Genomic DNA, 24,458 nt, shown 5'->3' with positions numbered 1-24,458 from the left:
AATCCCCCCTTCGATGGCGATTGGGTGGACAATTCATGATGACACCACAATCCTAGCACGAATTTACGGAAAGGCAACCCGTTTTTACAAATAATGTTTGGGCGATCGCGTCGATGTCCGTTGCCGGCGAATAACGGTGGTGTTATCCGATGGAATCCAGACTGATGCGGAACTAAAATATACGGGAAACATCCACCACTATTGGGATGGGGAGAACTTCATCAATTTTACGCGATTTTTTACAAAAATTCACATTGGGGGTGGCGGGATGTGCAAAGGACTTTATCTCAGTATTTTCACGGTTGATTTAATGTCGTGCAACCCATAGGCTTCCCCCCCCAGCCGCCCCGAGGAGTCGAGGAGGAGGGGGGATTTAGCAAAAGCTCAGTGAGTCGATGCCAGCAGTCCCAGGCTCAATGAAGCAATGTTTAGACGGCGGAAAAATGCAAGTCGTAATTCGTCCCGTCGCCGGTGCTGTAGTAGCCGCTGACCGAGACAAAATAAGTGTCCGGCCCCAGAAGGGCAGAAATAGAACCCGTCTCGCCCGGTGCCACATCGACGTAAGAGTCGATTGAGTTATCGTCGATGTCATAATAGACCGAACTGCCGCTGGAGTCGTAAAGTTGCAGGGTGGCACTCTGACTCAAACCGGACAATTGAACGTTAACCGTGCGGTTGGCATCGAGGGTGAACTGGTAGTAGTCGTATTCGTCGATATCCCCGACCCAATCGTTAACGTTTTCCCCGGTCAAGATATCCACCGATCGCGCCGTGTCGAAAGTTTCGCCCGCCCCGTCTGGATGCGCTATGGCCGAGAGTTGCAAGTTGTAACCGGTGCTGGCATCCTCAACGCTGTTAACTTGGACAGTGTAAGTACCGGCTACCAGGTTTTGAGTAATCGCCTCGGCAACAGTCGTGAAATTGCTCGAACTAGCTACCCGATAACCTTCGCTATTATGCAAGGTCAAGTCGGCGTTGGCGCTCAAACCGCCGAGGCTGAGGCTGACGGTGGCATCTTCGGCGAGGGTGAACTGGTAGAAGTCTTCCTTGTCGCTCTCGATGCCGTATTGACTGCCGACAAAATCGGTAAACGTTTGCGTCGCACCCAAAGCGCCGATATTCTTGGTTTGAGGTTCGGTGTTGCCCACGAGGTTCGCTGGCGAGTAGGTCAGCGGGGTGGCGGACAAGGTGAAGTTGTAGTTGGTGTTGTCGCTACCCTGATAAACTAAGGCGTAATAAGTACCGCCTCCCAAACTCGCGGTAATCGCATCGTCAGTGGTGTCGCTGTTGTACGAACCATCGAGCAAATTTTGCTCGCTGTCGTACAGGTACAGGTCGGCGTTAGCTGCCAAACCGCTCAAATTCAAGCTGACGGAACTGTTGGGGCTGATGGTGAATTGATAATAGTCGTAGTCGTCAAGGTTGCCCACCCACTCGGGAATCGTTTGAGCGGCGCTAATAGCCCCCAAATTTCGGGCGGTTTCAAAGGTGTTGCCTGCCGTGTCAACAATAGCCGTCGCCGATGCAGTTAGGTTGTAATCTGCACCAGTAGTACCATCATCACTGTTGACCCGGACGTAGTAAGTACCCGGTTCTAGGGTCTGGCTAATGGCTTCATCGGCATTATCATAATTAGAGGAACCGTCAATCCAATATTGATCGCTGTCGTACAGGTACAGGTCGCCATTGCCGTTCATTCCCGTTAAACCGAGGTTGACGGTACTGGTTTCAGCGAGAGTAAAGCTGTAGTAATCGTTGGTGTCTAAACTCCCCACCCACTCCGTCTGGCTGGTGCTGCCCAGGGCACCGAGAGACAAAGCCGCGCTAAAGTCGTTGCCCACAGTATCCACTCGCGGAGTTGCCGAGAGTTGCAGGTCGTAGTTGGTATTGGCAGAAGAGTCGCCGACGGCGACAAAATAAGTACCCGGTTCCAAGTTGGTGGTAATGTTTTCATCGGCATTACCGGAATTATAGGAATAGGCTAAGTAGCTTCCCGTGTTGTCATAAAGTTGCAGATAAGCATCGCCACTCATTCCACCCAGATTAATGTTAACCGTGCTGTTGCCATCCACGGTAAACTGGTAATAATCGAGGTTGTCGATATCCCCCACCCAATCGCTGGCGGACTTGGGTTCGGCGAGACTGCCTAAATCTAAGGCTTTATCAGCCGTATCTCCGGCGCCGTTGTTCGGTAGGGACGTTCCAGTTACCTTGAGGTCGTAGGTCGTCTCGGCATTGTCAACGCTCTTAACCTCGATAAAATAAGTACCGGGAGCCAAGTTTTTGGTAATGTTTTCGTCCGCATTCTTGAGAGTATGCGACTCGGCGCTCCAGTATTCTTTGCTGTCATAAAGAGATAGATCGGCATTGGCGCTCAACCCCGTCAAATCGATTTTAACGGTGCTGTCGGTGTCCACCTGGAACTTGTAGAAGTCGTTCAAGTCCTCGTAGAAACCGTGGGGGTTGCCGACATATTCGGTTTTGGCGATCGCAGTGGAGCTCGCGGTACCAATATCCAGGGCAGTCTCGTAATTCCACCCGGTAATTTGCGGTGCTGGATAGCTTAAAGCCGGTGCCGAGATTTCCAAGTTATAAGGCGTGTTGGCATTGTAGTTCTCCACCTGAACGTAATAAGTCCCCGGCAACAACTTCTCGGAAATCGCCTCGTTCTTCTTGCCATTAAGAGTGGAACTCTCAATGCTATAGCCGTTTTTATCCAACAAATAGAGGCTGGCATTAGACCGCAACCCGGTCAAACTCAGGTTGAGATTGCTCTTCTGGTCGAGTTCGAGCTTGTAATAGTCGTTGTTGTCGTCGGAAACTCCGAAGAAATCTCCCACGAAGTCCGAGAAGGTCTGGGCTTTCTCGCCCACAACGCCAATGTCCCGGGCATTTTTCAATTCGCCACCGGCACTGTCGTCGGGTACCGCCCCCAGAGATAATGCTTTCTTAGCCGTGTTGTTGGTTTCGTTAACTTCCACGAAGGCGTTTTGGTCGTCGGCGATCGCCCCAATATAAAAATCAGTCAGGCCGCTGACGCTACTGGGCAAAGTCAGTTTCTTGCTCAGATTAGTTGTAGTATTACCCGCCAACTTCTTAACAGTGTCGGTACCCAGGAGGGTGTCGCTGGTGGTGACTTGATTATCTTCGGAGAAATAATAGCCCACTCGGAAAGTATCCGCAGTGGAACCGCCAGTATTACCCACCGTTAAGCTGACATTAAATTCCTCCCCAGGATTGACCGTTTCCCGATCAGTTGTCAAATTGCTGATACTCAAATCGTTGGGGATGTCAACACTGACCTTCTGACTGGCAGTATTATTCAGTTCATTATCCTCGGCAATAGCCCCCTGGCTATCCACAACGAAGCCCAAATAATAGTCACCGGCTCCCTGCCAGAATTTGTCCTCTCCGGCAGGCAAGGTCAATTGTTTGCTTAATTTCTTAGTATTTTTGCCACCGGAAAGAGACTTGACCTTGGCCGTCCCCAGAAGCAGATCGCTGCTATCTATGCCTTCATCATCGGACAAATAAAAGCCCACTTCAAAAGCATCAGCCTTGATATTGCCAGTATTATTGATCTGGTAATTTACCTTGACTTGTTCTCCGGGATTCAACCCATCTTTAACATCTAAAGCCCGGAATTTTAGGCTCGATAAATCCAGAGTTTCTCGGGTAACTCCCAAACTTAATTCGTAATCAGTTTTGGCGTTTTTACCCGGGAAAACAGCCACATAATAATCTCCCGGTTTCAGCTTCTGATCAATGCCTTCTGCCTTGGAGCCTTTGGCGGTAGATTTGTCAACTTCTTTGCCCTTAGCATCCAGCAAGAATAAATTAGCATCCTGCTTCAAACCATCCAAAGACAAGTTAACATTGGCTTTCTCGCTCAAGCTAAAACCGTAGTAATCTCCGGCATCTCGAAGGCTACCTTGTTTGAAACCAACCCGGTTCTTTTCTGCCACCTTATCTTGCAAATCAAGACTGCCCAATTGTTTAGCATTGGCAATATTATTAAAGTCATCATTGACCGGATTTGCAGTCACTCCCAAATTGTAGTTAGTTTTAACCTTGCCTCCATTTGGTTCGATGCCAATGTAATAATTTCCCGGCTGCAAAATTGCGTCGATAGTTTCGTTTCTCTTGCCTTTTTTATGCGATTCATCTATCAGCCGTCCGTCAGTTACCAACAAGGATAAATTAGCATCCCCAGTCAAACCGTCCAGAGTAATATTAACATCGCTCCTTTCCGCCAAACTGAAGTTATAAAAATCACCGACATCGCGGATATTCTTGGAAGATTCAAAACCTACTTTGTTTCGTTTGGTCACTTTTTTAGTTCCCAATTCTCCCAAATCAGTACCCGGCAAAGCGTCGTCCTGTTCTCCTATTTTCGTATTCCCAGAAACGCTCAATTTGTAGTCGGTACTGCTGCCACTGTTGGGTTTCACCTTGATGTAGTAAGTACCTTTATCCAGAATACTGCTAATTTCTTCTGGTTTTTTACCGTTTTCTTTGGAACTATAAATCAGAGTAGTTCCGTCTTTGTCGTACAGTTCTAAATCGGCATTTTGACTCAACCGGTCTAAGGTAATTGTTACGTCAGTTTCTTTGGTTAACTCGAATTTCCAGAAGTCACTGGTATCGACAAAACCCTTTTTCTTCAAACCAATATCGTCGGTTTTAGAAATCGGTTTTGCTTTCAGTTTGCCCAGATTTTTTCCGGGCAATTGAGCGTCGGGGTCGTCGATTTTATTGTCCGCATTCAAGGACAGGATATATTCGGAGCGATCGCTCCCTACCGGTTCGACTAAAGCATAATATTTACCCCGGTCTAAAATGGTGCTAATTTGTTCCACATCCTTGCCTTTATTGGCAGAACTGTAAAGCAAATCGCCCTTGCGACTTAACAGCTTCAAATCAGCATTTTGGTTGAGACCGTCCAGAGAAAGATTGACCTCGCTATCTTTCTTGAGGGTAAATTCATAATAATCTTTTTGGTCTCGTTTTCCTCCAACCTCAAAACCAATTTCGTCCCTTTGCTTATTCGGTTTTTTACGAAGGATTCCCAAATCATCCGCCCGTTTTAAAGTGCCATCGGGGTCGTCGATTTGATCCGAATCAAAACTCAGGCGATATTTGCTTTTAGCACGGCCTTGGGGTTCCACTTTCACATAATAAGTCCCGGCATCTAAAACCCCATCAATGATTTCCTTATTCTTGCCCTTACTTCGGGACTGATCGAGAATTGTTTTGCCATCATTATCAAGGAGTTCAATGTTGGCATCATCTTTGAGACCATCCAAGACAATATTTAAGTTATTGAACTTTTCTGTCAGGGTAAATTTATAGTAGTCACTATTGTCGCGAGTACCATTTTCATCAAACCCGATTTCGTCATTGAAGACCTTTTTGTTTTTACTTAAAGGCCCTAAATTTGTAGCTCCTTCGGGTTGACCATCAGCATCTTGTAAAATTGTTTCTGCCGTCAAACTCAAATCATATTTAGTTTTGGCATCTCCCTTGGGGTACACTCGCAAATAATAAGTTCCTCGATCTAATTCGACATCGATATTTTCTCGTTTCTTGCCGTTTTCTGTCGAGGAGAATAAAATTTCCTTTCCATCTCGATCTAGCAATTGTAGCTCGGCATTATCTTTGAGGTTATCTAGAACTACATTGACTTGGTTTGTTTGACCTGTCAGCTTAAATTTATAGTAGTCATTTTTGTCTTTTGACTTGCCCGCATTAAACCCAATATTGTCCCGGTGATTAATGGGGTCATTTCCGACTTTACCCAAGTCGAGAGCTTTTTTGGGAGTGTCCATAATTTTTCATATTACTCAACATAGTTAGAAGCTAACATAATTTTGGCTGAGTATATCTGATTTTGACAAAAATTTATATTTTTTATGCCCGGGTAATTTTCTTTACAAAACTTCGTGAATAAATGTAAACAAAATTCGTCGAAAATAAAAAATTTATTTAATTAAAATTATCAAAATAATTTGATTTATTTTTCGCGATATTATTTTTTATATTTTGTATTTTTACTAGGTCATGCTTTTCGATAAATTATGGTGTTCAACCCGGACAAGCAACAACGACCATCGGAAGCCGATCGCTCATCAATCGGCTAGATTGTCCCTGATCGAGTCCATATTTTCTCGATCCCGACCGTTTTTTAACTTTTTTTAAGTTTCCGCAAAGTTGCAGATTATTTGCAGAAAAAAGAGTAAACTTGTAAATAGAACGATCCGGACGACTGGTGCATCACAACAGTTGCAAGTATATTGCTGTTGCCGTTATTGAACTGTGAATTTTAAAGATCTGAGCGTGGCTTGTCAATCTCAAAAAGGATCTCAAAGTCAATCCCAACCCCCAAGGAGCCGAAATGACTTCCGTGGCTGGAAATTTCCCCTGGAGAGCGAAACCGTGTCACCAACCCCCCTAGAAATTCTGTGGACATTCGTTGCGTCTTTACCCCAGGCGGCGGTCGTCAGTCGGCTCGATGGCACTATCCTTTACTGTAACCCGGTTTGGCTCCACCTGGGACGGTGGAATCCTGATCGGGTGGTCGGGAATGCCGAATCTTCGCTCTACGGACGCCCCGAAGATTACCGGCGACTCCGCGATCGCTTCGGGGCGGGGGAGGCGGTGGAAAATGTGGAGGTGACGGTGAGACGGGGGAACGGCGACACGGTGTCGGTCCGAGTCACGATGCGATCGCTCCCCCTCGACCCGGAGCCCCTCGTCCTCAGTATTTTTACGGACACCGACACCGTTCCGGAACCCCGGACGCCCGGCCGCACCCGAACCTTGGAGAGCCACCAGGCCGCGGTGGCCCGGTTCGGACAGATCGCCCTCACCCTCCCGGACCCGGACACCCTGATCGAAGCGTCGGTGGCCCAAGTCACCCAAACTCTGAATGTCGATCGCTGTATGGTGTTGGAGTTACTCCCCAACCGCCAGGTGTTTTTGCTGCGCTCCGGCGTCGGCTGGCAACCCGGACTCGTCGGGAGCGCCCAAATCAGTGCCGGCCCGACATCCCAGGCGGGTTACACCCTGCGGCGGGCAGAGGCGGTGAAGGTCCGAGATCTGCGGGTGGAAACCCGATTTCCCGGCACGCCACTCCTGCACAACCACGGCATTGTCAGCGGCCTGAGCGTGGTCATTCCCGGCCCCCCCGGAGATCCTTCCAGCCCCTGGGGGGTGTTGAGCGTCCACACCCGCAGCCCCCGGGACTTCACCGCCGACGAGGTTCACTTCCTCGAAGCGATCGCCCACATCCTGGGCACGGCGATCGAGCGACACCGGGCCGACGAACGGCTCCGCCTGATGGAGCGGGCGATCGACGCGAGCCGCAACGGCATCATCATCACCGACGCCACCGCGCCGGATAACCCCGTCATCCTCGCCAATACGGGCTTCGAGCGGATGACGGGCTATTCCAAACAGGAGGTGATCGGCCAGAATTGCCGGTTTCTGCAGGGGGACCAGAGCGACCCCGAGACGATCGCGCGACTGCGGGAGGCGATCGAAGCGGGGAGGGAATGCCATATCGAAGTCAAAAATTATCGCCGGGACGGGAGCGCCTTCTGGAACGAACTCTCCATCTCCCCGGTATACAATAGCCAAGGGTTCCTCACCCACTTCATCGGCATCCAAACCGACATCAGCGATCGCAAACAATCCGAAGCCGCCCTGGTGTCAAAATCCGCAGCCCTGGCCAAGTTCAGCGACCAACTCAAGCAACTGCACCGCCTCACCACCCGCCTCTACCCCAGTTTGGAAGCCCGATTTCAAGATTACCTGCAAACCGGGTGCGAACTGCTGCAAATGCCCGTCGGTTTGATTGCCAGCGCGGACGGAGAAACCTATACCCTGCAATTTATCCACGCCGAGAAGAACATTTTAAAGCCCGGTCAAACCCTCCCCCCAGAAGAAACCTTCTGCATGGAACCCATCCGCGCCCAAACCACCATTCTCCAACTCCAAGCCGGCGGAAATTCCCGTCGGAAGCCCCAACAAGCCGACGGGTGCTTCCAACTCGAATCCTATATCGGAACGCCGATCTGGGTGGGCGATCGCATCTACGGTGTGTTGAGTTTCGCCTCGCCGCAACCCCGGACGACCCCATTTCAACCGCCGGATCGGGAGATCGTGGAACTGATGGCCCAGGGTTTGGGGAACTTCCTCGCCGCCCAGGAGATCGAACGGCAACGGCGGCGGACGGAAAAAGCCCTGCGGGAAAGCGAGGAACGCTACCGGATGTTGGTGGAACTGTGCCCCGACACCATCGCCATCCACTGCGATCGCCGTCTAGTGTATATCAACCCCGCCGGCGTCGAACTCCTCGGCGCCCAATCTTCCCAGGAGCTCATCGGCCGTTCCATTTACGATTTCGCCCATCCCGACTACATCAGGGCGATCGTCAAACGGCTCAAACGGATGGAACTTGACGGACGCCCCGCCCACCTCATGGAACAGCAACTGATCCGCCTGGACGGGCAAATTGTCGATGTGGAGATCGCCGGAATTCCCACCCGCTACGACGGACACGAAGCCGTCCAGATCATCATCCGCGACATCAGCGATCGCAAAAAAGCCGAAGCTCAACTGCTCCGAGCCGCCTACTACGACACCCTCACCCAATTGCCCAACCGCAGTTTGTTCAACCAAAAACTCGCCGAAGCCCTGCAAAAATCCAAACAGGACCCCGACTATCAATTCGCCGTCCTGTTCCTGGATCTGGATCGCTTCAAGGTCGTCAACGACAGTTTGGGCCACCTGGTCGGCGACAGTCTGCTCGTCGAAATTGCCCACCGACTGGAAGCCTGCGTGGGGGCCTCCCACAGCATCGCCCGACTGGGGGGGGACGAATTCACGATCCTGCTCGACGGGATTTCGAGTCCCCGCAAGGCGATGGAATGGGCCGAAAAAATTCACGGGGAACTCACCATGCCCTTTTATATCGAAGGTCACGAAATTTTTACCACCGCCAGCATCGGCATCGTCCCGAGTCGCGGACCGGCGACGGAGGCGGGGGAGAGTCCCAAAGATTACCACTGTCTGCTCTACAACAACCCGGAGGATTTCCTGCGGGATGCCGACATCGCCATGTACCACGCCAAAGAACAGGGAAAGGCGCGCTCGGAGGTGTTCGATTTGTCGATGCACACCCAAACCCTCGCCCTCCTGCAATTGGAAACCGACCTCAGACAGGCCGTGTTCGGATCTCGCAAACCCTCCGAAATGCCCGACCCGATGGCGAATTCCGACTCCGCGACTGTCGCCCTCGCCGCCGACGGGGTGACGGCCAACCGGTCTGCGCTCCCCGCCTTCTCCCCCCAACTCCCGGCCCTCAGCGATTTTGTCATCCACTACCAACCCATCGTCTCTCTGCTCACGGGCCGTATCGTCGGGTTTGAAGCCCTGGTGCGGTGGATGCACCCGAGACGGGGACTGGTTTCCCCCGTCGAATTTATCCCCGTTGCCGAGGAAACGGGACTGATCGTGCCTTTGGGGGCCTGGGTGTTGGAAGAGGCCTGCCACCAGCTCGCCAGTTGGCAAGATCAGCTCAAAAGTTGGAATTGGGAGCGGTATTCGGCTAGTTCCGACCTGACCGTCAGTGTCAATTTGTCCGGGAAGCAACTCAACCAACCCAATTTGATCGCGGAAATCGACGAGATTTTGGCGAAAACGGGCTGCGACCCCAAAAGTTTGAAACTTGAAATCACTGAAAGTATTCTCGTGGAAAATTTCCGCACTTCTCTGATCGCCTTGGCCCAGCTTAAAGCTCGGAACATTCACTTGGCGATCGACGATTTCGGTACGGGATATTCGTCTTTGAGTTATTTGCACCAATTCCCGTTGAAGAGTTTGAAAATCGATCGCTCCTTCGTGAGCCGACTCGATGAAAAATCCAGCGCCTACGTCGGGGAGTACAATCAGCCCCAGCAAATTATTAAGGCGATCGTTTCTCTGGCTCACAATCTGGGTTTGGAAGTGACGGCGGAGGGCATCGAAACTCGCAAACAGATGCAGTTCCTCCACCATCTCAGATGCGACTACGGCCAGGGGTATTTGTTCGCCAAACCCCTGCCCCCGGAAGAGGCTACCCAACTGCTGTTAAATTCCGCGATCGCACACAATCTGAAGAACAATTAACAATTAACAATTAACAATTAATAATTATGCCATCAACACGACTCCCGACTCCCGACTCCCGACTCCCGACTCCCGACTCCTGGCGATCGCAAATTGTTAAATTTTGTTAAATTTGTCGCTGCGGCGACGAATTGGGTTGACAACACGGGGGCGGCGGGGTAGGATATTGACATACTCCCCCATAATGGGAGTGGTTGAAAAAATATTATTTTTAGCACCACTCCCATTATCCCATAATATACCTCAAATCTTTTCAAAACACAAGCGTTTCCCCAAAAAAAATCGCCGCCGCCGCATCCAAAAAATTAAAAAAAATCAATTGAGAGCTCACCCGACAGGGCAAAATAAGAGCGAGGACACTGAGGAAACAACTCGATGCAACTGATTTTGTATAGCAAACCGGACTGCCACCTGTGCGAGGGGTTGCAGGAGAAACTAGAAGAAATTCAGGCGGACGGGGAGAGTTCCTGTCGGTTTGACCTGGAAATTCGCGATATCACCACCCGGGACGAGTGGTTTCGCGCCTACCAATACGAAGTCCCCGTGCTCCACAAGCAGCGGGATGCCACGTCCGCCGAAGAACCGATTCCCCGGCCATCCCCCCGGATTTCGGCCAAACAGTTGGAACATATGTTACAGAAACATTTGTGAAAATTTGATTAAGAATGAATTCACATCTCGAATTGTGAGGAGTTGCTGACGTTGAAACTCAAAGAATTACTCGACCCCAATTTGTTGCCCCCCGAGTCCCACCCCGCCCTGGAGGTGGAAGTCACCGGTTTGGCGACCAATTCCCACGCCTGCAAACCGGGCGACCTGTTTTTGGGGATGCCGGGAACCCGGGTGGACGGGGGTGATTTCTGGCCCGGTGCGATCGCATCCGGTGCGGTGGCGGCGATTATATCGGAGTCCGCCTTCGAGAAAACGCCACCCCAAGGCGAGGGTGGGGAGGTTCCCTGGGTGATTCCCGCCGCGGACATGATCCGAACTTGTGCCGAAATTGCCACGGCATTTTACAACCATCCCGCCGGCACCCTCAAGTTGGCGGGGGTGACGGGGACCAACGGCAAAACCACCACCACCCACCTGATCGAATTTCTCCTGGCTAATGCCCAAAAACCGACGGCTTTGTTGGGGACCCTCTACACCCGCTGGCCGGGGTTTCAGGAAGTGGCCGTGCACACCACCCCCTTCGCCGTGGAGCTCCAACAGCAGTTGGCGGATGCGGTGGCGGCGGGGTGCGAGTTCGGGGTGATGGAGGTCAGTTCCCACGCCCTGCACCAGGGGCGGGTTTTGGGCTGTCCGTTCCAAGTGGCGGTGTTCACGAATTTGACCCAGGACCACCTAGACTATCATCCGACGATGGAGGATTATTTCGAGGCGAAGGCCCTGCTGTTTAATCAAGATTACCTGCAAGGCAAGGCGGTGATTAATGCGGATGATGCCTACGGACGGCGGTTGATGGAACGGTTGGAGAGCGATCGCGTTTGGAGTTACAGTATCGATAACTCGACGGCTGATCTGTGGGCGTCCGATCTGGTTTACGGACCGACGGGGGTGAAGGGGGTTTTGCACACTCCGGCGGGAGAGGCGGAATTTAGTTTGCCTCTGGTGGGTCAGTATAACCTCTCTAACCTGCTGGCGGCTGTGGGGGCGGGTTTGGCCCTGGGCTTGGATTTGGCGGGGATGGCGACTTGTTTGCCTTCATTTCCGGGGGTTCCGGGGCGGATGGAACGGGTGCAGATTGCCCCGGATCAGGAAATTAGCGTTATCGTGGATTATGCCCACACGCCGGATAGTTTGGAGAATCTGTTGAAGGCGTCCCGTCCGTTCATTCCGGGTCGGATGATCTGCGTGTTCGGCTGCGGGGGCGATCGCGATCGCACCAAACGCCCGAAAATGGGGAAAATTGCCGCCGAACTGGCTGACGTGGCGGTGGTGACGTCGGACAATCCCCGCACGGAAGATGCCGATCGCATTTTGGCGGATATTCTCGCCGGAATTCCCCCGGAAGTGAAACCGATTGTGATCGGCGATCGGGCCGAGGCGATCCGCACTGCTATTTTAGAAGCAAAACCGGGTGACGGGGTGTTGATCGCCGGGAAAGGTCACGAAGATTATCAAATTCTCGGGACTGAAAAGGTGCACTTCGACGATCGCGAACAGGCGCGAAAAGCCCTGGGCGATAAATACTGTCGGGTGTAGATTTTCTGTCGGGGTGGGGACGGGAAGATCGAGGTCAAATTCGGATATTTTTTCCCAACCCGCCCCGATAATTTATAGCAGTGCGCGATCGTGTCGTTACCAGCTCTAGAAACGGGAGTAGGGAGTCGGGAGCCCTTGAAAACTCAAAGCCCCTCTGAATCGAGGTTTTGAAATTTTTTTGGTCTCCTCGATTTGTAAACACACGAGCGCGCACTGCTATATCACAGCAACCGAAGTGACGGACAAAATATCAATCCATTCAATATTATTAATTTCAGGGACGTTAATTCCTTGCAACTTTCCAGCTTCTACTTCTTGAAACACTGCGGTTGGAGTTTTAACTGTGCCATATAATTTTTGCAGTAATTGCAAGTGTCCGACTTGATGAAGATTAGGATACATAATAACCGACGGTTTAAGCTTTTCCAGCCGAGTGCTTTTTGAAATGCGGGGAAAGGAGAAGGAGCGATCGCCCAAATCTGTAGGGGCGCAAGGCTTGCGCCCGATATGATATTCTCACCTTGAGAAACGCGATAGGTGCGCTATCGCGGATCGCAATTTTCCAGCGCCACCCCGGAACAGGTCCGCTTCATCAACCCAGTGAGCACCTTACCCGGCCCGACTTCGATCGCCTTTTCCACGCCTTCTTCGGGCAGTTGCAGGCAGATTTCCCGCCAGCGCACCGAACCCGTCATCTGTTTGACGAGGCGCTGTTTCAGCGTCGCCGCATCTGTGGCGGGGGTGGGGTCTACATTGGAGAGCACGGGAACCTTCGCCGCCGCGAACTCGACGGACTCCAAAACTTGCTCGAATTCCGCCGCCGCCGGGGCCATCAGGGGGGAGTGGAAGGCGCCGGAAACATTCAGTTTCACCACCCGCTTCGCCTTGACGTTGGCGATGAGGGTATCGACGGCCTCCGGCGTCCCCGAGATCACCACCTGGGCGGAACTGTTGTCGTTGGCGAGGACGACATTTTCGGTTTCTTGCAATTGCGCGTGCAGTTGTTCGGCGTTGAAGCCAATCAGGGCGGCCATCTGTCCTCCGGCGGCAGCGTCCATCAATTCAGCGCGGCGCTTGACGAGTCGCAACCCGGCTTCAAAATCGAACACTTCGGCGGCGTAGAGGGCGACGTATTCCCCCAAACTGTGGCCGGCGACGATATCGGGGGACTGGCCTTGGGATTTGAGGGCATCCACCAGGAGGCTTTCCACCACATAGAGACAGGGTTGGGTGTAGAGGGTGCGGGAGAGTTTGTCTTCGTCACTCTGGCACAACTGGGGGACGGACCAGCCGAGGATTTCGGTGGCCCGGTCTAACTTGGCTTTGGCCGGGGGTAAATCGAACAAGTCTGCGCCCATGCCGACGGCTTGGGAGCCCTGGCCGGGAAATACCCATGCTGTTTTAGTCATTTGTGTCTCAAAAAATGCTGCAATGCAGGAAGAAGAGAAGGCAATCGTCAAGAGGCAACAGGCAATAGGGAGAAATAGATTTCACGGTCTGGGGTTGAGATGCGATCGCAATTCCCGACTCCCTAATACCGCCTCAAATTACCGCCCCCATTCAAAGATGGCGGCGCCCCAAGTCAAACCGGCTCCAAATCCTGCGGTGGCGATTGTATCACCCGATCGCACCTTTCCGGATCGCACCGCTTCATCCAGGGCGAGGGGGACGGAGGCGGCGGAGGTGTTGCCGTATTCGGCCAGGTTGCTGATCACTTTCTCCGGGGGGATTTTCAGCCGTCCGGCCACCGCGTCCAGAATGCGCTGGTTGGCTTGGTGGAGGATGAGCCAGTCAACTTGGTCGGCGGTGCGATCGGCGCGAAACAGGGCTTTTTCGACGACTTCCGGGACTTTTTTGACGGCGAACCGGTAGATGTCCTGGCCGTTCATGGTGATGGGGTGAAACCTGCCCTGGCCGATGGTGACATCCGGTGTCAGGGTCTTGGGTTCGGGTTGATAGGCCAGATTCAGGGAACTATTTTGGCTGCCGTCGCTTTTGAGTTCAAATCCCAACAGGCGATCGCGATCGCTCCCCTGCAGCACCACCGCCCCGGCCCCATCTCCGAATAAAATACAGGTGCGGCGATCGGACCAGTCCACCCAGCGGGAGAGGATGTCCGCCCCCACTAACAAGACATTTTGATAGACTCCGGTGCGGATAAACTGGCCGGCCGTCACCAGGCCGAACACGAACCCGGAACAGGCTGCCGTCAGGTCGAAGGCCACCGCCCGGGTGGCGCCGATGCGGGCTTGGATTTGGCTGGCACTGCCAAACAGGTCGTCGGCCGTGGAGGTGGCCAGGATAATCAGGTCGAGGTCGCCCGGGTCGAGGCCGGCCATCGCGATCGCCTGGAGGGATGCCTCCGCGGCTACCTGGCCGAGTGTCACCTCCGGAGACGCCAAGTGTCGGCGGCGGATGCCGGTGCGGGAGGTAATCCAGTCATCCGACGTCTCGACGAGTTGGGACAATCCGTGGTTGTCCAGCGAAAGGGACGGAACTGCCGATCCGCTACCTGTAATCGCAATGCCTGTGGTTGTCATGTAACTTGATATCAATTTTTTGGAATCTCAATGGGGGCGATAGAGTTATCTTCCCACATCCCTGGGGTGCGGCCCGATGCGCCAGCCCCGACACCGGGAGCGTCTCAACTCACGGTTTCCGACTCCGGGCTGTTCGCCACCCGTTCTTGGTGCTTCTGATACTGGCGGTCGATGCGATCGATCACGTCGTTGTTGACCGCATCCCGGGCCATGCGGATGGCATTGCAGATGGTCGGGGCTTTGGAGGAACCGTGGCTGATGATGCAAATTCCCGCCACCCCCAACAGCAAGGCGCCGCCGTGTTCGACGTGATCGACCCGCTGCTTGAACCGCTTCAGACTGGGCATCAGCAGGGCCGCCCCCAGTTTCGCCTGCAGGCCGGAAGACAATTCTTCCCGCAGCAATTGTAAGACCACCTCCCCCACCCCTTCGGCAAATTTCAACAGTACATTGCCGACGAAGCCATCGCAGACCACCACATCAAATTTTCCGGTCAGCACATCCCGCCCCTCGGCATTTCCGGCGAAGGAGATCAGGGAATTTTCTTGCAGCATCTGGTGAGTCCGCACGGCCTGGTCATTGCCTTTGGTGGGTTCTTCCCCGATGTTGAGAAGTCCGACCTGGGGATTTTCGATGCCGAGGACGTAGCGGCTGTAAATCGTCCCCATGACGGCGAACTGCTCCAGAAATTTGGGACGGCAATCCACGTTCGCCCCCACGTCCAAGATCAGGACGGGGGAGGAGGGGAGCATCGTCGGCAGGACGGCGCCGATGGCGGGGCGATCGATCCCGCGAATTCGCCCCACCCGCAGCAGAGCTGCGGCCATCGCCGCCCCGGAGTGGCCGGCCGACACGACGGCATCGGCTTTTTTTTCTTTCACCAAATTCATGGCAACATTGATAGAGGCCTTGGGTTTGCGCTTGAGCGCCCCGAGTGCCTCTTCGTGCATTTCGATCGCCCCTTCGGCGGGGACAATTTCCGGAGTTGGCGAGCCGGTGTGGTGATGCTTGAGGGTGGCTTCGATCGCCTGGGGATCTCCCACCAGTACGACGTCCACCCCAAATTTTTCCCGTGCCATCAGCGCTCCGGCAACTACTTCGGCGGGGGCATGATCCCCACCCATAGCGTCAATTGCAATTCGTGCGCGAGTTAAGCCCATTGACCAAAGTTAGAGAAACCTTCAAAATTTTACCGGAAAATTGGGTCTAAAGCCTCGCCCCTTCGACTCGGCTCAGGGCAAGCCTTCGACTCGGCTCAGGGCAAGCCTTCGACTCGGCTCAGGGCAAGCCTTTGAGGGCGACTTGATTTTTCAACATCTGCTAGAATTAAAAAAACAGCATTCTTTTTTAAGAGCGGCTCTCCGGATGTTCAATCTCACCTACTCGTATCGGCTCCAACTCAATCGGCAACAGGAACAGACCTATTCCGAGTGGTTGGAAACCTCTCGCCCGGTCTGGAACTTTGCTTTAGCCGAACGGAAAGATTGGTATCGCTCCCGGAGTTGCCCGATCAACACCTGTTCCCTGCACTCGGAGTATATCATCCCGGCGGATGCACCCCGCCCGACATTTGCCCGCCAGTGCAAGGCCTTGACGAGCGCCCGCCAACAGAACCCGTTTCTGCAACGGGCCCACTCTCAAATGTTGCAGCAAGTTCTGCGACGGATGGAAAAAGCCTTCGTGTCCATGTGGGAAAGCGGTCACGGTTTCCCCCGGTTCAAAAAACCCGGAAGGATGCGATCGCTACTATTCCCCCAACTCGGGAAAGATCCCATTCAGGGCAACCGGGTCAAACTGCCCGGGGTGGGATTGGTGAAAATGCGGATGTCCCGCCCGATTCCCGATGGGTTTGTCGTCAAACAAGCCCAGGTGGTGAAAAAAGCGTCGGGGTGGTATGTGTTGCTCACCCTTCAATGTGATGTCGATTGTCCTGATATCATACCCCACGGGGAAGCCTTGGGAATCGATGTCGGACTGAGTCATTATCTGGCCACATCGGCGGGTGAAATCGTGCCAAGACCCCGTTTTTTCGGAACACTCCAACGCCAGCTGCGATCGCTGCAACAAAGAGCGTCCCGAAAGAAGAAAGGGTCGAACAACTGGCGTAAAGCTCATCTTAAAGTGGCCAGATTGCACGAACACATCCGCAATACCAGGCGGGATTTCTTCTGGAAACTGGCTCACCGCCTCTGCGACGGGGTGGGGATGATATTCGCCGAAAACCTCAATTTCAAGGCGTGGGCGCGGGGAATGTTTTCCAAGCACACCCTCGACGCGGCTCACGGCGAATTTCTGCACATCCTGAAGTGGGTTTGTTGGAAGCGGGGGGTTTTCTATGCCGAAGTGAAACCCGACGGGACTTCTCAGACCTGCCCCAACTGTGGGATTCACACGGGTAAAAAAGAGCTTTCGGTCCGCGTCCACGATTGCCCCGAGTGTGGCTACCGCACCGACCGCGACGTAGCCGCGGCCCAGGCGATCGTGAAGCGAGGACTTGCAGCCGTGGGACACACGGTGAAGATGCTTGGCGAGGGGTTAAGTGGCCGCTCCCCGAGGACCCAAGAATCCCCGTCCCTTTAGGGCGGGGAGTGTCAACCATTGCCCATGTCCCAACCCTGCGTATCGTATTGGAGGAAAGTGTCTTGGAGGAAAGTGTCGCGCCATGTTAGATGTGTTTAGTTCCGGGATGATGTCCGTATGGTTGGAAATGGCCGGGGTCGATCGGGATCGATTCAATGCGACGACCCGGCAGTTTTGGGAAGGGGGACTCTCGGAGGTGCTCTGGCTCGATCGCCCTGACCCGGTGGCGGAGGCGATCGTCGAGGAGTACCTGAATCGCTTGGCCCGCCGGGGGTTGTCGTCCCAGGTGCAGGGGGTTTGGATTCAGGGGGGGCCGTTTGCCCTGGCCGGCAACGTCGGGGAAACGCCCCTGCCGGCGGCTTCGATTACCAAGGTCGCCACGTCTCTGGCGGCTTTGCAAACCTGGACGCCGGACTACCAGTTTGAAACCCTGGTCGCGGCTACCGGACCGGTGGAAAATGGGGTGCTGCGGGGGGATCTGGTGATTGTCGGGGGCGACAACCCGTTTTTTGTCTGGGAGGAGGCGTTTACCCTGGGAAATGCCCTCAATCAAATGGGCATCCGGCAGGTGGCGGGGAATTTGGCGATCGCGGGCAATTTCTCGATGAACTACGAATCGGACCCCCAGGTGGCGGGAAATTTCCTCCGCCAAGCCCTGGATTCGAGCCAGTGGACGGCCGAGGCCGAAGATCAATACGCCCGTCTGGCGTCGGGGTTGCCCAAACCCCAGGTGGAAATTGCCGGGTCCGTCACGGCGACCGCGCCCCCGCAAAATTTGCCACCTTTAATCCGCCACAAATCCCTCCCCCTGGCGGAGATTATCAAACAGATGAATATCTACAGCAACAATCCCATGTCGGAGATGTTGGCCCAAAGCGTGGGGGGGGCGGTGGTGGTCCGCCAAAAAGCGGCGGCGGCGGCGGGGGTCCCGGTGGAAGAAATTCGCCTGATCAATGGTTCCGGTTTGGGCCACGAAAATCAAATCTCCCCCCGGGCGGCAACGGCGATGTTTGCGGCTTTAGATCGCTACCTGCGGGATACGGATTTGACGGTGGCGGATCTGTTCCCGGTGTCGGGGCGGGATCTCGGGACCCTGGAATTTCGCAATATCCCCAAATCTTCGGCGGTGAAAACGGGGAGTCTGTTTGATGTCAGTGCCCTGGCGGGGGCGTTGCCGACTCGCGATCGCGGCGTGGTCTGGTTCGCCATCATCAACCGCGGCACGGGCTTGGACGGCCTGCGGGACGAGCAAGATTGGCTGCTGCAACAACTGGTGAATCAGTGGGGAACGCCGGAAATTTTGCCCGTCGCCCTACAAACCCACATCGACGGCCGCCGTCCGGCATTGGGAGATCCCCGGCGGATCGAGATCATTGATAATTGACAATTGATAATTGATCATTTTCAATTGTCTATCCCACTCTCATAGGAGATCATAATTGAGATGAAAAAACAATGGTTAATTGTTAATTGTTAATGGGATATTATCAGGAACGCGATCGCCAGATTACGAATTACCGGATGTTTCGGTTGGGGGGGACGGGGTTATCGTTTCGCGGGCCGTCCCCGAAAACGTCGGATTCCGGGGCCTATTTTACCTGTTTGGGGGCGGCCCAGACGTTCGGGTGTTTCTGCGATCGCCCCTATCCCACGCTGCTGGAAAGTGGGTTGGATTTGCCCGTTTTGAATTTGGGATACGGCGGGGCGGGTCCGGCTTTTTTTCTGAAACATTCCGCCCTGATTGATTATATCAATCGGAGCCGGTTCGCGATCGTGCAGGTGATGTCCGGCCGCAGCGAGAGCAATTCCTTGTTTGAAACCGGGGGGTTGGAGTATTTGAAGTGGCGGTCCGACGGCCGGCAGATGGGCTCGGAACCGGCCTATCAGGAGTTGTTGGAAACCCGCGATCGCGATTTTGTCCGCATGGTGGTGGCGGAAACCCGCCGCAATTGGGTGACAAACTATCAATTATTATTGACCGAAATTCGAGTCCCAAAAATTCTGTTTTGGTTTTCCGAGCGGGGGCCGGATTATCACGAAACCTTCGACAATATTTATTGTTTGTTTGGCAAGTTTCCCCACTTAATCAATCGGGATGCTATCGCCAAAATTAAACCCTTTTGCGACGATTATATCGAGTGTATTTCCGACCGGGGAATGCCCCAGCTACTCATCGACCGATTCACCGGCGATCCCACCCCCCTCAATTTGGCTTATCAGCGCCCGGATTTGGGGGATAAAACCTCTTTTTACAACAATTATTACTGTGCCCCGGAAATGCAGCGAGATGCGGCGAAAAGCCTGATATCAGCCTGTAAAAAGTATGTGTAGTTGGGGCGACAGCAATTCGGGTCATTCGGAAAATTTGACCCCGGAGACACGGGGGACAGGGAGCGATTATATCGCCAACCTCTCTTGTTACAGCAAATCCCCATCGGGCTTTAGGGCGATCGCCTCCTGCCAATTTTGTTGCATCATCTGGGTGGTGGTTTGTTGGTGGAGACGCAGGACTTCGGGGTTGAAATTGGGGGCAGGTGACATTTGAAAAACGGCGGGGATGGTGTAGGATTGTACGATATATATATGAGATGATTCTGGCCTGGGCGATCGCCGCTCATTCCCAATCAAATTTTCGCCCCAAAAATTCCTCCAACTTCTGATTGTGGGGGCGGAAAAATTCGGCAAGGGATTGGCGGATGCTTTCGGGTATTTTAGAATAAGAACCCGCCGTATATCGAGGGTATTCGGGTAGGGGATGATCCGGAAGTTCCAAAAACTCGAAGACTTGTTTTAACGTCTCCTGGGGGTGGGCGTACAAATCCTCGCTTTTGAGGATCAACATCTGTTCGGCGGGAAAGCGACTCATCCATTTTTCGAGAAAATAGACGTACATTCCCCGCAACAAATAACCGTATTGAGTCATCCAAAATTGGCGTTCCGCCAGGGTGAGATCGTCTAAAGTATCGATAATGGCAATTTCGTCGGCGATCGCCTGTTCGAGGCTGCGGTGTTCTCTCCCCATCCAATTGACGTGATCTTGGTATTGGGAAAACGCGCGATCGACGGGATTTCGGAGGATAAAAATGAGGCGGACATCGGGGAACGCTTCGTACAGGCGATCGCACACCCTGCCGTCCACCATGTAACTGGGACTGGCTTCCCCCGTGATAAAATTGCCCCCCTCGGGAAGGGGCGGAAAGTGGGAAATATACCAATCCAAACCCCGGTAATATTGCCAGATAAAGAAATCGACTTCTTTATGAAGGTTGGGAATAACTCGGGGATGGTGGCAGAGATATTCGTAAAGGGATGTCGTCCCGCCTTTTTGGGTCCCCAAAATCAGAAAATTTGGCTTTTTTACGGATGCCGATTCCCAGTGATTTTGGAAAAAGTCTGGGCGGAGAGATTTTGTTTTTTGCAGCATCCCTTCTTGGTAAATCGAAATCGCCTCTTCTTTGCGATTAATTTGGGTGAGTAAATCGCCGTAATTGATGTAGGGTTCGGGACAGTCCGGTTCCGCAGAAATTGCCCGTTTGTAACCGTCCGCGATCGCCTCGATTTGTTCGGGTTTGAGTTGGACAAAGCTGTAAGTTCGCATATGCCGCAACTTCAAATAAGCCGTCTGTTCGTCCGGTTGGACTCGGATCGCGTCCAGATAGGCGGCAATTGCCCCGTCAATATTGTGATTTTGCAGCAGGGCATCTCCGAGGCGAATGTGGGCTTCGGGAATCTCACCGTCGATGCCGATCGCCTGCCGATAAGCCGCGATCGCATCGTCAATTTTACCCTGTTTGAACAGGCAGTAACCCAAGTGGTTGTAAGACCAAAAACAGTCCGGATTGAGGGCGATCGCCCGGTTGAATTCATCCGCCGCCTCCTGCCACTTTCGCTGTTTTAACAATGCCAAACCCAGGCCGTAGTATCCCCAAGAATAATCGGGGCGATCGGCAATAGTCTGTTGGTAAATGGCGATGGCATCTTCGTAGTTTCCGCTCAATAAAGCAGCTTCCGCACCGCCGTTTTCTCTGGCTAAAATATCGGCGATCCGCTGGTGGGCTTCCGGCCGTCCGGGGTCGATCGCGATCGCTTCCCGGTACGCCGCGATCGCCTCTTCCCGACGTTCTCGTTTTAACAGTAAATCCCCCAAATGAAAGTTTGACCAATAGAAATTGGGGTTCAATTCGATGTCTTTTTGATAGGCTGCGATCGCCTCTTCCTCCCGCCCCACGCGGGCTAAAATTCCCGCCAGGTGGTCGTAAGCCCAGGAAAACTCGGGGTTCAATTCGATCGCCTTCTGATAGGCTGCGATCGCCTCTTCGTTTCGATTTTGGGCGGCGAGAGCTTTTCCCAAACCGACGTGATAGATAAAGACATCTGGCTCAGATTTTACCGCATTTTGATAGGCAGAAATCGCCGATTCTAATTGATTGTTTTGACTGTAAATTTCGCCGAGCTTGTAGTGGGTCGAAGCCCATTTCGGATCGGTGGCGATCGCCCTTTCATAAACAGAAATGGCGGCATCAGTTTGACCGTTCTCAGAAAAGGTATCCCCGACGAGCAAACACAACTCCAGGGGGACAGAATCGAGGGTTTTGCCCAGTTTTTCGGCGATGGAAATGGGGCGATCGAGATAAGACCAAATCCCCGCCAAGTTATTGTAAGCCGGAGTCAAATCCGGGTCGAGTTGCAGGGCTTCCCAATAACAATCCGCCGCCCGATCCCACTGCTGGCGTTTGACAAATAAGTTGCCCAAATACAGGTAAACTTGGGGCTGATTTGTATCCAAAGATAGGCCGCGTTCGTAATACTGCTGGGCGGTGTCTAATTCTCCGAGAATTTGGTGAGTATCTCCCAAGGTTTGATAGGCCGGGGCAAAATTGGGATCGCGTTGCAGAATGTCGCGACAGATAGCGATCGCCTCCGGATATCGTTTTTGGCTGAAAAACTGTCGGGCGCGTTCGTGGGTGGTGGAGAGGTCGAAATTATCGGAAGCCGGCATTCGTAATTTCGTTTTTTATCCTAAAATTTACAGAGAATTTTCGCTCTTAGCTCGGGTGTTTCTGACAATTTAGGCGATCGCCCCCCGAGCTGTCAATCCCATTGAAATTATATCGTCGTCGCCCCACGTTCCAAATTGGCTTTGACCCGTTCCAAAAATGTCCGCGATCGCTCCAGATCGGCCTCGGCCCGCCGCAATTTGTCGGGGAGATCGGCTTCGGACAATTCGGGAGAATCGGCATCAGACAACCGAAGCCGCCCGAAAATCAGGGCGGTGTCATCCCGCAAAACGGCCTGCAGGGTCAATTCTTCCTCGCCGGACACTTCCCCCAAATTGACAGTTCCCTTGAAGCCACAAACCCCCGCCGTCGGGCGATCGGGGTAGACGGCAGCGACATCGGGCCGGGGGTCGCTGACGGAAATTGTCCGCAAAATGCGATCGCCCCGAATCACTTCCACCGCGATGGCCGGGGCGTTTTTCCCCAACACCCAACCCGCCATTTCCACTTCGGCGGCGTTGACTCGACTTCCCCCCTGGGGGCGATCGATGCAAAACTCCACCAGCCCTTCGCAGTCGGAGGCGGGAGTCCGGACGACTTCCAGAATTTCAACCCAGTTACTTGCAGTCATCGGCAAAATTGCGGAATGCAATGTATCAATTTCGGATATTCTTTCTACTTTACTCCATTCTGTCCCGCTGCGCCTCCACCATCATCCGCACCACATCCGGCATTTTAAATTTAGCCTCCCATCCCAACTTTTGTTTTGCTTTGGCGGGGTTCGCCCGTCCGACGGCGATATCCGTGGGGCGGTAGAGACTTTTGTCGGTTTCCACGCAATCTTCCCAATTCAAACCGACGCACTCGAAGGCCGTTTTGACGAAATCCTGCAAAGAAGACGTTTCCCCCGTGGCGATCGCGTAATCCTCCGCCTCCTCCTGCTGCAACATCAAATACATTGCCTCCACATACTCGGGCGCCCACCCCCAATCTCGCCGGACGGAAATATCGCCCAAATACAATTTATCCTCAGTTCCCGCCGCGATCGCGCAGGCCCCCCGGACGATTTTTTGGGTCACGAATCGGGACGGCCGCAGGGGGGATTCGTGGTTGAATAAAATACCGGAACAGGCGAACAAACCGTAGGCTTCCCGATAATTTGCCACCTCCCAAAAGGCGGCAGATTTGGCGACGGCGTAGGGACTCCGAGGCCGAAACGGGGTATTTTCATCGGCCGGATCGCCGTGGGTGTCGCCAAAACATTCGCTCGAACCGGCATTGTAAAATTTAATTTTGGCGCCGGTAAACCGGATCGCTTCGAGTAGATTGAGAGTTCCCCGCGCGATACTATCCAAGGTTTCGACGGGTTGTTCAAAGGACAACCCCACCGAACTTTGACCCGCCAAATTGTACACCTCATCCGGCTTGACTTGGGTGAGCACTTGGAGGACGCTGCGAAAGTCCGTTAGGGACATGGACTGCAATTTCACGCGGTCATAAATTCCCAGCCGTTTCAAATTACCAAAGGATGACATTTGGGCATCCCGAGACGTGCCGCAGACGGCGTACCCTTTGTTCAGCAACAACTCGGCGAGGTAAGCCCCATCCTGTCCCGATATTCCGCAAATTAACGCTGTTTTCATGGCGATCGCTCCCTCCAATCAGACTCAACGAACCCGCACCCCAAAGTTACAGCAGTTTTCGATGCTATGAGGTACATTTTGATCCCCCATTATCCCCCTTCGATCCCCCCCAGCCCCCATCCCCCCCAGCCCCCATCCCCCCCAGCCCCCCTTTGAAAGGGGGGAGAAAGGGGGGAGAAAGGGGGGAGAAAGGGGGGAGAAAGGGGGGAGCCAGAGGAGGCAACGCTAGAAACTTCAACGGGGACTTTCTGGTTCCCCCCTTTCCAAGGGGGGTTAGGGGGGATCTTTTCCATCTGTGTCTCATTACCGCGCAAAGTGCTGTA

General features: G+C 53.5%; 15 protein-coding genes. 6 read left to right on the top strand and 9 right to left on the bottom strand.

The genetic code is table 11. The annotated features are described in order from the left end of the window. Nucleotides 1–428 precede the first annotated feature (428 nt). On the bottom strand, nucleotides 429–5,828 hold the full coding sequence (locus LKE08_RS19450; protein WP_324705911.1) for a pre-peptidase C-terminal domain-containing protein: 5,400 nt from the start codon (nucleotides 5,826–5,828) through the stop codon (nucleotides 429–431). Nucleotides 5,829–6,336: 508 nt separating this feature from the next. On the opposite strand from LKE08_RS19450, the gene LKE08_RS19445 reads away from it, so the two are divergent. The 3 genes from LKE08_RS19445 to LKE08_RS19435 all read left to right on the top strand — a co-directional run bounded on the left by LKE08_RS19445 (nucleotide 6,337) and on the right by LKE08_RS19435 (nucleotide 12,375). Further along, on the top strand, nucleotides 6,337–10,170 hold the full coding sequence (locus tag LKE08_RS19445) for an EAL domain-containing protein (protein ID WP_375341443.1): 3,834 nt from the start codon (nucleotides 6,337–6,339) through the stop codon (nucleotides 10,168–10,170). A gap of 375 nt (nucleotides 10,171–10,545) precedes the next feature. After that, entirely contained in the window at nucleotides 10,546–10,821 is a 276-nt protein-coding gene (locus LKE08_RS19440) for a glutaredoxin family protein (RefSeq protein ID WP_324705909.1), read from the top strand. Between the two features lie 51 nt (nucleotides 10,822–10,872). After that, entirely contained in the window at nucleotides 10,873–12,375 is a 1,503-nt protein-coding gene (locus tag LKE08_RS19435) for a UDP-N-acetylmuramoyl-L-alanyl-D-glutamate--2,6-diaminopimelate ligase (RefSeq protein ID WP_324705908.1), read from the top strand. 216 nt (nucleotides 12,376–12,591) lie between these two features. Here LKE08_RS19435 and LKE08_RS19430 read toward each other — a convergent pair whose 3' ends face one another. The 4 genes from LKE08_RS19430 to plsX form a co-directional block, all read right to left on the bottom strand. Further along, nucleotides 12,592–12,747, bottom strand: coding sequence for a hypothetical protein (locus LKE08_RS19430; protein WP_324705907.1), 156 nt, complete (start codon nucleotides 12,745–12,747; stop codon nucleotides 12,592–12,594). A gap of 170 nt (nucleotides 12,748–12,917) precedes the next feature. Then, entirely contained in the window at nucleotides 12,918–13,784 is an 867-nt protein-coding gene (gene fabD / locus LKE08_RS19425) for an ACP S-malonyltransferase (protein WP_324705906.1), read from the bottom strand. Between the two features lie 138 nt (nucleotides 13,785–13,922). After that, entirely contained in the window at nucleotides 13,923–14,915 is a 993-nt protein-coding gene (locus LKE08_RS19420; protein WP_324705905.1) for a beta-ketoacyl-ACP synthase III, read from the bottom strand. A gap of 104 nt (nucleotides 14,916–15,019) precedes the next feature. Continuing rightward, nucleotides 15,020–16,075 carry a phosphate acyltransferase PlsX gene (plsX, locus tag LKE08_RS19415; RefSeq protein WP_324705904.1) on the bottom strand — a complete coding sequence of 352 codons (1,056 nt, stop codon included), beginning with the start codon at nucleotides 16,073–16,075 and terminating at the stop codon, nucleotides 15,020–15,022. 205 nt (nucleotides 16,076–16,280) lie between these two features. On the opposite strand from plsX, the gene LKE08_RS19410 reads away from it, so the two are divergent. The 3 genes from LKE08_RS19410 to LKE08_RS19400 all read left to right on the top strand — a co-directional run bounded on the left by LKE08_RS19410 (nucleotide 16,281) and on the right by LKE08_RS19400 (nucleotide 19,826). Then, nucleotides 16,281–17,495, top strand: a complete 1,215-nt coding sequence (locus tag LKE08_RS19410) for a transposase (RefSeq protein WP_324705903.1) — start codon at nucleotides 16,281–16,283, stop codon at nucleotides 17,493–17,495. Nucleotides 17,496–17,577: 82 nt separating this feature from the next. After that, complete coding sequence (locus LKE08_RS19405; protein WP_324705902.1) at nucleotides 17,578–18,879, top strand: D-alanyl-D-alanine carboxypeptidase; 1,302 nt, start codon at nucleotides 17,578–17,580, stop codon at nucleotides 18,877–18,879. A 92-nt stretch (nucleotides 18,880–18,971) separates the two neighbouring features. Continuing rightward, nucleotides 18,972–19,826, top strand: a complete 855-nt coding sequence (locus LKE08_RS19400; RefSeq protein ID WP_324705901.1) for a DUF6473 family protein — start codon at nucleotides 18,972–18,974, stop codon at nucleotides 19,824–19,826. A gap of 87 nt (nucleotides 19,827–19,913) precedes the next feature. Here the strand turns inward: LKE08_RS19400 and LKE08_RS19395 are convergent, their stop codons facing one another. The 4 genes from LKE08_RS19395 to LKE08_RS19380 all read right to left on the bottom strand — a co-directional run bounded on the left by LKE08_RS19395 (nucleotide 19,914) and on the right by LKE08_RS19380 (nucleotide 24,135). After that, complete coding sequence (locus LKE08_RS19395; RefSeq protein ID WP_324705900.1) at nucleotides 19,914–20,036, bottom strand: hypothetical protein; 123 nt, start codon at nucleotides 20,034–20,036, stop codon at nucleotides 19,914–19,916. A 73-nt stretch (nucleotides 20,037–20,109) separates the two neighbouring features. Continuing rightward, the gene (locus LKE08_RS19390) at nucleotides 20,110–22,494 is read right to left on the bottom strand and encodes a tetratricopeptide repeat protein (RefSeq protein WP_324705899.1); all 2,385 of its coding nucleotides are present in this window, start codon (nucleotides 22,492–22,494) and stop codon (nucleotides 20,110–20,112) included. Nucleotides 22,495–22,601: 107 nt separating this feature from the next. Next, entirely contained in the window at nucleotides 22,602–23,123 is a 522-nt protein-coding gene (locus tag LKE08_RS19385; protein ID WP_324705898.1) for a sulfotransferase, read from the bottom strand. A 49-nt stretch (nucleotides 23,124–23,172) separates the two neighbouring features. Further along, entirely contained in the window at nucleotides 23,173–24,135 is a 963-nt protein-coding gene (locus LKE08_RS19380; protein WP_324705897.1) for a GDP-mannose 4,6-dehydratase, read from the bottom strand. Nucleotides 24,136–24,458 lie beyond the last annotated feature (323 nt).

The organism is Lyngbya sp. CCY1209, from assembly GCF_035615495.1.
Lineage (GTDB): Bacteria > Cyanobacteriota > Cyanobacteriia > Cyanobacteriales > Microcoleaceae > Limnospira.
Note: the sequence above shows the minus strand (reverse complement) of the source record. Positions and strands in the feature narration are given on the sequence as shown.